We start from the raw sequence: 9462 nt of genomic DNA, 5'->3' as shown, positions 1-9462 counted from the left end.
GTTTTAACCATTAAAAAAGCCCCCCTACAGTAACAGGTTTTATTATTTCACCTGTCTACCGTATGGGGAGCATATCACTGTAGACTTTGTCTACGCGAAGCAGCCTTTTTTATATTCAGTATCAAGCTAGCTTTCCTAAGTGCTACTCGTCACGGGTGTGGCTGAACTAGACTCATAATAATGTAATTTCGATGGCATGTAGATCACCACCAGCAATATGACCGAGACCAGAACAGCTATGCCTGCACCGATCAGGCAAACCATCTGCAGCGACCACACATCGGCAGCAAAGCCCAGTAGAAGTGTAAGCAGAATTTGGAGGATTCCTTCAAGCAGTCGGGTAACGCTTGTAAAGCGCCCCATAAGATCAATAGGCACCTGATTTTGAAAAAAAGTGGTATACCCCGCATTGGCATATGAAGAGAAAAAACCAAAAATGATAAATCCGATAACGGCAGCCATAAGACCCGATGACGCGTAGAAGATCATGTAACCGACACTCGACAGAAGCATGCCCGCCCCAATAAACATGCGAAGTGACAGCCGTTTCACCGATAGCGACGCAGCCATTGAGCCTGCCAAATACCCTGCTCCAGCTACGCTGACCAACAATCCATAATCCTCATCGCCAAGAAGAAGCACCTGCTTAATGAACGTAGCCTCCTGGGAATCAAGCGCGAAGCCAAGCAGTGTGGCCGATTGAAACAACACGTATACGAGCATAAAATATTTCGCCGCTCTCCCGAAATCAATCACTGATGCCCAGTCCTGCAGCAGTGTTTTTATCGTGATGATATTCCGCCCGCCCGTTCTCTCCCCTTCATCCACATCCGGCAGAAAGTAAATAACAAACGCACAGACGAAGAAGGATACGGCATTGATGATGATGCTAACTCGAATATCCGTGTAAGCGATCAACAGCCCGGAGAGGGCCGGTCCGAGCAGCACCGCACCCGATGTTGTGAAACTTGACCATGCATTAAATCGTTTTCGTTCCTCTGGGGGAATCAGCTTTGTTACGTATGTCATGGACGTAGGTCCGAAGAAAGAGCCCGCCACATTAATCATAAACATGATGACATAGATGCCCCAGACTGATGACATGAAGGGAATAAAGGCTATCAAAATTCCCCGGATCACATCAGTGATCATCATGAGCCTGCGCTTATTCGCCCTGTCAATGATACTGCCAGCCCAGGAATTCGTAAGCAGTGTAGCAAGCGGCCTGATGATAAACAGTCCAGCCACTGCGGCCGGAGATCCCGTCATATGCAGCACAAGCAAATTAATCGCAACCAGGTAGATCCAGTTCCCCAGATTGGAGACCCCGATTCCAAAGATATACAATATAGCATTCTTCCCACTATGCACTAGTTTCACAACTCCCTACAAGCCTCTCTTACAGTCGTACTGATGATAAACAAAAGCGGCTTCAAGATGAAAAATATGCATTCAGAATCCGAATAAATACATTCGGAAATGCGTAACGCTCCATATCATGGACATCAATCCAGCGGAAATTCTCTTCCCCTGTCTCATATGCCGCTGCACTCTCAGCTGCAACTAAGGCCGCCGGCGGCACATCCTGCCATTTGCAGCGGTATACGCCCATATTCCACTGAATATGACTGAAGGTATGCTCTGCGTGCATCACATGGCCGATCGGCAGGACCGGAATTGCTTCCGTAAGCAAGGCAGCACGAAGACGGGCCATCGCCGTCTCCTCAGACATCGCAGTCGGTACAGCGCTCCCCTCGGTCGATACGATAACATGCGGCAGCTCCCACATCCCGGCCAATAAACCGGTGGATGGGCGCTTGCGGATCAGAATCTTCCCTTCGTGTACACCGGTGCCTTCGACAATCGCTGTAAGACGGTATTCGGGACGCGGAGGCTTCGCCTTTGTCTTAATGGGCAGGGACTCCTCTTTGCCCTCAAGCCTTGCAGAGCAATGCTCCATCACCGGACATACCAGACATTTGGGTGATTTCGGCGTACAGATCAATGCCCCAAGTTCCATCAAAGCCTGGGTGAAATCCGAAGCCCGGCCATCCGGCACCAGTGTCAGCACCAGATCCTCCATCTTGGTCCGCGTTTTCACTTTCATTATATCTTCCTCAATCAAGAAGTAACGGGACAGCACGCGCATCACATTTCCGTCCACGGCCGCGGCCGGAATGTTGAAGGCGATGCTGCGAATAGCCCCCGAAGTATAGGGTCCGATGCCTTTTAATCCAGATACTTCATCTTTACCGCTCGGCATAACGCCTCCGTACTGCTCTGTCACCTGCCTTGCAGCTGCCTGAAGGTTGCGTGCGCGGGAATAGTAGCCTAGGCCCTCCCAGCATTTCAACACATCGTCCTCCGGCGCATCCGCAAGTGACTGGATCGTAGGAAAACGCTCAATAAACCGGTGGAAGTACGGAATGACCGTATCTACCCTGGTTTGCTGCAGCATGATCTCAGAGACCCATATATAATAGGGATCGCGATGTCTGCGCCAAGGCAGATCCCTTTTGTTAATTTCATACCAATCCAGCAGTTCGTGACTGAAGTATTGCTTGTGTTCCGTAGGCATTTATGAATAATCTCCTTACTTTATCTTCTCAACCACGGCAAAGGCGGAGGCCAGCGTGGTCTGATGGGAAATCGTTAAATGAATCGTATAATGATCCGGCCCTTCCATTCCCAGACGCTCCCATGCATCCTTGGATAGAGTAGCCACGGGCCTGCCAAGAGCATCCGGCAGCACTTCCATGTCCCGGAACCCGATCAGTCGGCCAATACCTGATCCAAAAGCCTTGGATATTGCCTCCTTGGCAGCAAAACGTCCGGCAACAAACTCCGTTTGCTTCCCGCCTCTGCTCGCAGCAAGAATCTGTTCCTCCTGCGTTAACAGGCGCTCCATGAATCTTTCTGCATGCCGTCCTGTCATCAACTTGTCCATTCGTTTCATGTCGAGCACATCATGTCCGATTCCGTAAATCACAAACGTCCGCTCTCCTTCAGGTTCCTGTCTGTCTATCTTAAATGCAGTATACTCCATCTTTATTGTATCAGCCGGCATACTTCAATGCGAGACACGTTGTTACAGCCAGATGAAATAAATGAATTTGCGATATTCCAAATTTTAATAATCTGATACTCCCCCTCAATTCTCATATGCCCTCAAATCAAAAAGCCTTCCGGAAGATGAGACTTCCAGAAGGCTTCGACTGTTTAGGAAATTTTTTAAATGCCCGGAATTGTATTTCGTTTATGTGCCGATCTAACATAATGGCTCTCAAGCTTCTGCTGAGCCTCAGGCGAAATGGTCTTGCCTTCCAGGTAATCACTGTTATCCTCATAGCTGACCCCCAGCTCCTTCTCATCCGTCTGCCCTTCCCATAATCCGGCAGTAGGCACTTTATCCAGTATCGATTGCGGCACTCCCAAATAGGAAGCGAGCATACGAACCTGACGCTTGTTCAAGGAGCTCAGGGGGGTAATATCCACAGCTCCATCGCCCCACTTGGTATAAAAGCCGGTGATTGCCTCGGAAGCATGATCGGTTCCCGCCACAAGCAGGTTTTGTTCAAAGGCCAAGGCATATTGGACTACCATTCTCACTCTGGCCTTCACATTGCCTTTACCCGGGATGCTTATATGCTTATGGACGCCGATATTTTTCAACCCATGTTCTACTTCCAGGGCAATCTCGTCCACAGATTCCTCAATATTGGTCTCCACCGTATATTTCAAATCAAAGGCTTCGGCTGTTGCATAGCTGTCAGCAATATCCACCTGCTCTCCATAGGGTTGGAACACACCCAGCGTCTTGTATTCTTTACCTGACTCCTCAGTAAGCTCATCTGTAGCCTTCTTACACAGCCCAGCAACCACTGCAGAATCAATGCCGCCGCTAATGGCGATCAACAGTCCGTTTGTACCCGAATTCTTCACATATGTTTTCAGAAAATCAACGCGCTTACGAACCTCTTCTTCCACGTTAATGACAGGCTTGACACCAAGTTCAGCAATGATTTGTTCTTGTAGGCTCATGATATTATGACTCCTTTCAGTATGTTCTCTCTATCTTGAGGTATTCAATCCTACAACAAAAGCCCCGCGGCTTCGGAATATGCCGAATGCTCGGGGCTATGTAACCGCGCCAGATTACTGGCAATAACGGTTGAAGGCATCGGTTAGATCTGCAGCAATTTCTTCAGCAGAACGGTTCTCTACCTGATGACGTTCAATAAAATGCACCAATTCTCCGTCTTTCAACAGAGCAATCGATGGTGATGAAGGCGGGTAAGGTGCAAAATATTCACGTGCTTTCGCCGTTGCTTCCTTATCCTGTCCAGCGAACACGGTATATAAATGATCAGGCTTCACCTGATTCTCAAGGGCAACCGCTACTCCAGGACGAGCTTGGCCTGCTGCACATCCACAAACAGAATTCACAACGACCAGCGTTGTGCCTGATGCATTCTCCAGAACTCCTTCCACCTCTTCAGGTGTTGTCAGCTCCTTAATTCCCAAGCTGGTCAGTTCATCCCGCATCGGTTGAACCATATCGCGCATATATCGGTCAAAAGACATACCCATAAACTGCTTCACTCCTTATATAAACAAGATTGTTCGAATTATAACAGCGACTCGATATCTATATTATACAACCCAAAAGAGTGAAAGCAAGAAATACAAAACGAGCAGCATCCCCCTTATGCGGGATACCGCCCGTCTTACGCTTGTTGTTATGGTTACTAAGTAGCCGGATAATTTACCCCATCCTTCTTCTTATCCACGATGGGTTCGCCTCGACGATCTTTGTTCTCTCGCTGCTGCTGCTCCTGCTGCTTCGAATCATTTTTACTCATCCGAATCCCTCCTTTGCCATGGGCTCTGCCTTATGATGCCTAATTAAACGCTTGATTATTCGGACGCGGCAGCACTCTGGGATTCCGGTAATCCATGTACATACGGATCCAGTGGAAAAGAAATAATGAAAACGGTACCTTCGCCTTGCCGTGATTTCACATCAATCGTGCCATGATGGCGCTGAACGATGCTCATACACAGCGCGAGTCCAAGGCCTGTTCCCTTCGTCTTGGTCGTAAAGAATGGTTCAAACAAACGCTCGAGTTCATTCTCTGGTATTCCGATACCTGTATCTGCTATATAGAGCCGGATCTGCTTTCCTTCGACCCGGGTTTCAATAGTCAACGTCCCCTTATCATCCATGGCTTCCATTCCATTTCGGCACATATTCAGGATCAGCTGCTTCATTTCCTTAATGTTCAGATGCAGCCTTGGAATGTGGTTTCCCAGTTTCAGCTCAATGCTCTGTCCACGCAAATTCGCGTCGGCCCACAGGAGCGGACTCAGTTCATGGATAATGTCATGCAGATGGCATTCTTCTTTCTCAGCGACCCGATTCTGGGCAAGAGATAAAAAGTCGTTGATAATGCTGTTGGCCCGATCAAGCTCCTCCATTACGATCCGGTAATAATGGTTTAACGTATCCGGGCTTTTCTCCTTCATAAGCTGCAAGAATCCGCGTACAACAGCCATCGGATTCCGAATCTCATGGGTAATACTGGCTGCCATCTGTCCAACCAGGCTTAATCTTTCTACATTAATAAATTCATTACGCAGTTTATCAAGCTCTGTAATGTCTTCCATGATACCTACCGCGCCCCAAATATCGCCGTCTCCATTATGTATAAGCGGATAAATACCGGTGGAATAAACGCGAGTAGCACTTCGCATAATCTCCCCCGTGCTCTCGATGCCGTCGATCGCCTGTTGAAATCGGTTACGCAAATGCTCCTTTTGAATCATGTCTTCGAGCAAATCAAACAACGGCCTGCCCACGATATCCTTGGCAGCCAAGTTAGGAAATACATTCTTGAAGTTGCGAATGAGGGGTTGATTGTAAGCTATGATATTGCCGCTTCGATCTAGCGCCACCATTCCTAAAGGCATCATTTCCATTACGTCTGTCAGGAATGTCTGTTCCCTCTTCTTCACCTCATATTGACCTTCCACCAGACGCTCACTAGTTAATTCAATCCAATATACAATGAAGCCCGAATAAACAATGCCAATCAACATATACAGAATGGTCACCAGAATCGTATCCGGATTCAAATCATTATTGTTCACCTTTCCATCAATCGCGTGCGAAGCTACAATAATGAGCATAGCCGGAATGAGCGCACTCCACAGCCAGCAAATTTTTTCCGTTATAGAGCCGTTCTTGAAATTGGAGGAGATTCGCGGTAACAGTGAGTACACAAGAACCAGCGCAATTAGAACAAAACCGACCGCTGAGAAGCCGTTAATGAGCCCATGGCTAATGAGGAACAAAACCGCAAGACATAGGCCTGAACCCAGATTTCCATACAATATGCCTAGAAACAAAGGAATTACACCAAGATTGAGCGGAACATAATAATGGTTCATTGCCGAGATCAAGACACACAATAAGACGCTGATTCCGCTTGTAATGACTATATGTTTGTGAAATTGAAGCAGATCATCCGGATTCTTCTTGCCCAGAAACTTTAGAAGTCGGTCGAGGAGAAGCGGAAATTGAAAGATGAGTGTACCAGACAGCAAAACTTGCAGCAATATATCTTTCCATAGGCTCAGCACAGTGATCCATCACCTCAATTGGTCAACGCGTCTAATATTTCTGATTAAAGCACAGGCGACATCATATTACAATATCTTGTAAATTTCTGATGAAGCAACAGAAAAATGCGTTTTGTGGGCTGCTCATGAGGTTTGGGATAATTCGTGAACTTCCTATATAATAAGATTTATATATAAATTGATATACCCCTAAAGGAGCTATGAGCAAACATGCTTGATTATGATATTATTGTCATCGGCGGCGGACCCTCTGGATTGATGTCCTGTGTAGCTGCAGCGGAAAGAGGAGTTTCTGTTCTGCTGATTGACAAAGGAGACAAGCTTGGCCGTAAACTGGGCATCTCGGGCGGTGGCAGATGCAACGTTACGAATGCCAAAGAACAGGATGAATTGATTGCCAACATTCCGGGAAATGGCCGCTTTTTATACAGTGCTTTTCAGCATTTTAATAACAGGGATATTATGTCCTTCTTCGAAGGACTCGGCATCCGGCTCAAGGAAGAGGACAACGGGCGCATGTTCCCTGTGACGGATAAAGCCTCAAGTGTAGTGAATGCCTTGATTGGCAAAGTGAAGGAACTCGGTACTGATATCCGGACGAACAGCCCGGTGAAGCGCGTTCTCTATGAGGGCGGCAGGACGGCGGGGGTTGAGTTGAAATCCGGGGAAGTGATCAGGTCTTCCTGCGTAATCATTGCTACCGGTGGGCAGTCCGTCCCGCAAACGGGTTCAACAGGCGACGGCTACCCATGGGCTGAGGACGCAGGCCATACCATCACGGAGCTTTATCCAACTGAGGTGCCTATCGTTTCTACCGAGCCTTTTATTGCTTCTAAAGAGCTGCAGGGCTTATCACTGCGTGATGTTGAGCTCTCCGTCTGGAATCCGAAAGGTAAAAAAGTAATCGCTCATCGGGGAGACATGCTGTTCACCCATTTTGGAATCTCCGGACCGATCGCGCTGCGCTGCAGCCAATTTATCCGCCAAGTCCAGCGGAAGTTCGAAACTGTGAATGTGGATATGGCCGTTGATATGTTTCCCGATCGTACACAAGCCGAATTGGAAGCGGAACTCAGAGAGCGATTGGAGGCTGAGCCGAGGAAAAGTATCAAAAACATATTGAAAGGCATGCTGCCGGAACGCATGATTCCCTTGCTTCTAACCAGATCATCAATCGATAGTGACACGGTCTGTAGCGGCGTATCCAAAACAGCTCAAACCAACTTGGCCTCTATTCTTAAAAAGTTCATGTTCCGTGCTTCAGGTACCCGGTCCTTGAAGGAAGCCTTCGTGACCGGAGGCGGCGTCAGTCTCAAGGAAATCCAGCCCAAAAGCATGGAGTCCAAGCTAACGCCGGGCCTCTTCTTTTGCGGTGAAATCCTGGACATCCACGGCTACACCGGCGGCTATAATATCACTGCCGCCTTCGCAACCGGATATACGGCAGGCAAACATGCGGCCGAAGCTGTATCGGAATCTTAAACGCCAGAATATATCAAAAGCGCGCTGTTACCCCTGCTCATAGGGGCATACCAGCGCGCTTTCTAGTCTTCTTCTGAATCTCTCTCCTCTTTATAGACTGACCATGACATGATCGGTGGCACGACCATAACAGCCAGGGCGGTAAAAACAAGTGCCCCGAGCCATCCCATTCCTCCTTGTAACAGGGTCAAGCCAGCCACGAGCGAATAAAGAAACACTGGTAGGATAAGCAAAACTCGTATCGCGAGAATGCCAGCAGCATGGTACTGCTGATTCGTAAACGGAAGAACATGCATAAACTCGGCTTTGGCGAACAACGTCCACCTTGTACTCAGCCAGTACGAAAACATAAACACAAGCGCAATATATACGATCAGTTTGATAATCAGCGGCGGCAGCCAAACGGCTGGGATGCCAACCAGTGTAATCTGTATATATAATGCCAAATTCTCGGGATGGCGAAGAATCGCTTTAAGGCCTGCATCCGCAAGTCTTTTTTCTGCTGTCCCTTTGAACAATCGGCCGGATTTTCGCATGAACCAGGTTTTGCTGCGTACGCTGGGCGGTTTCCCGACAGCCTGAACCAGCAGCTTCTCCGTCAATTGAATCCTTGTTTTGGCATCCTCACGGACATCTGCGATGAAGGTCCCCTGCATTGCAAGACGCTTGCGGGTAAGAAGAAACAACACGATAATCAGAATCAAGGCAGCAGCCCATAAAGCAGCATGGATGTGAATACCATAGGTCACCAGCAGCGTCAGCAGTCCGAAGGAAATCCAGCGCACGGTGTATGTTTTCACATGTTTACGCCAGCCTTTATCGCTTGAGCGAATCATCGCCGTCATTAGATTCGCGCACCAGGCACATAAAGCGGTAGTCACCAGCAAAGCCGCTAAGGCTATTCCAGTTATATCATACTGCCTGACTAGAATCGGCAGAGCGAGGAAAGTTGCGAGCAGTCCCTTGATTGCTGAAACGGAATGGCTATAGACCATGCCTCTGATCATTAACCCCTTCACCCACTCCCCCTGCCTTCGAAGAAACAACACGTCAGCCTCTTCCTGAAAGAGCAGTACTCTGCCTGAGAACACAAAGAGCAGAATGCCCACCACCGCTTGCAGTGGCAGTAACTGTGTCCATCCTGGAAGCGGGCTATTCCACAACTCGCGGTATAACCCACCGCCTAGAAGCAGGCCCGGTACAAAAATGTAGAGACTCACAATCCAATCAAACACGGTTCCCAAAATGTCGCATTGATATCTCCAATGTGCGGTCAATCTTCTCCAAAAAAGGGCATTTGAACTACGCAATCGATTAGCATGCTCCATGTCCTTCCCC

General features: G+C 48.2%; 8 protein-coding genes. 1 reads left to right on the top strand and 7 read right to left on the bottom strand.

Translation table 11 applies throughout. From position 1 onward, the window contains the following. Positions 1-135: 135 nt before the first annotated feature. The 6 genes from AM231_RS23875 to AM231_RS23850 all read right to left on the bottom strand — a co-directional run bounded on the left by AM231_RS23875 (position 136) and on the right by AM231_RS23850 (position 6642). Entirely contained in the window at positions 136-1371 is a 1236-nt protein-coding gene (locus AM231_RS23875) for an MFS transporter (protein WP_054404803.1), read from the bottom strand. A 61-nt stretch (positions 1372-1432) separates the two neighbouring features. Beyond that, positions 1433-2578, bottom strand: coding sequence for an A/G-specific adenine glycosylase (gene mutY / locus AM231_RS23870; RefSeq protein WP_054404801.1), 1146 nt, complete (start codon positions 2576-2578; stop codon positions 1433-1435). A gap of 15 nt (positions 2579-2593) precedes the next feature. After that, entirely contained in the window at positions 2594-2989 is a 396-nt protein-coding gene (gene acpS, locus AM231_RS23865) for a holo-ACP synthase (protein WP_054404799.1), read from the bottom strand. Positions 2990-3231: 242 nt separating this feature from the next. Next, positions 3232-4041, bottom strand: coding sequence for an ammonia-dependent NAD(+) synthetase (gene nadE / locus AM231_RS23860; RefSeq protein WP_054404797.1), 810 nt, complete (start codon positions 4039-4041; stop codon positions 3232-3234). A gap of 114 nt (positions 4042-4155) precedes the next feature. Then, positions 4156-4590 (bottom strand): BrxA/BrxB family bacilliredoxin, encoded by a 435-nt coding sequence (locus AM231_RS23855; protein ID WP_053490016.1) that lies wholly within the window; start codon positions 4588-4590, stop codon positions 4156-4158. 327 nt (positions 4591-4917) lie between these two features. Beyond that, on the bottom strand, positions 4918-6642 hold the full coding sequence (locus AM231_RS23850; RefSeq protein WP_054404796.1) for a two-component system sensor histidine kinase NtrB: 1725 nt from the start codon (positions 6640-6642) through the stop codon (positions 4918-4920). A 210-nt stretch (positions 6643-6852) separates the two neighbouring features. Between AM231_RS23850 and AM231_RS23845 the strand changes: the two genes are divergently transcribed. Continuing rightward, entirely contained in the window at positions 6853-8124 is a 1272-nt protein-coding gene (locus AM231_RS23845) for a BaiN/RdsA family NAD(P)/FAD-dependent oxidoreductase (RefSeq protein WP_054404794.1), read from the top strand. A 62-nt stretch (positions 8125-8186) separates the two neighbouring features. Here the strand turns inward: AM231_RS23845 and AM231_RS23840 are convergent, their stop codons facing one another. Further along, positions 8187-9452: an ABC transporter permease gene (locus AM231_RS23840; RefSeq protein ID WP_054404793.1), complete on the bottom strand. Its 1266-nt coding sequence runs from the start codon at positions 9450-9452 to the stop codon at positions 8187-8189. Positions 9453-9462 lie beyond the last annotated feature (10 nt).

It is taken from the genome of Paenibacillus solani (assembly GCF_001277345.1).
In the GTDB taxonomy this organism is placed as follows: Bacteria; Bacillota; Bacilli; order Paenibacillales; family Paenibacillaceae; genus Paenibacillus_AQ; species Paenibacillus_AQ solani.
This window is presented reverse-complemented; position numbering and strand designations above follow the sequence as displayed.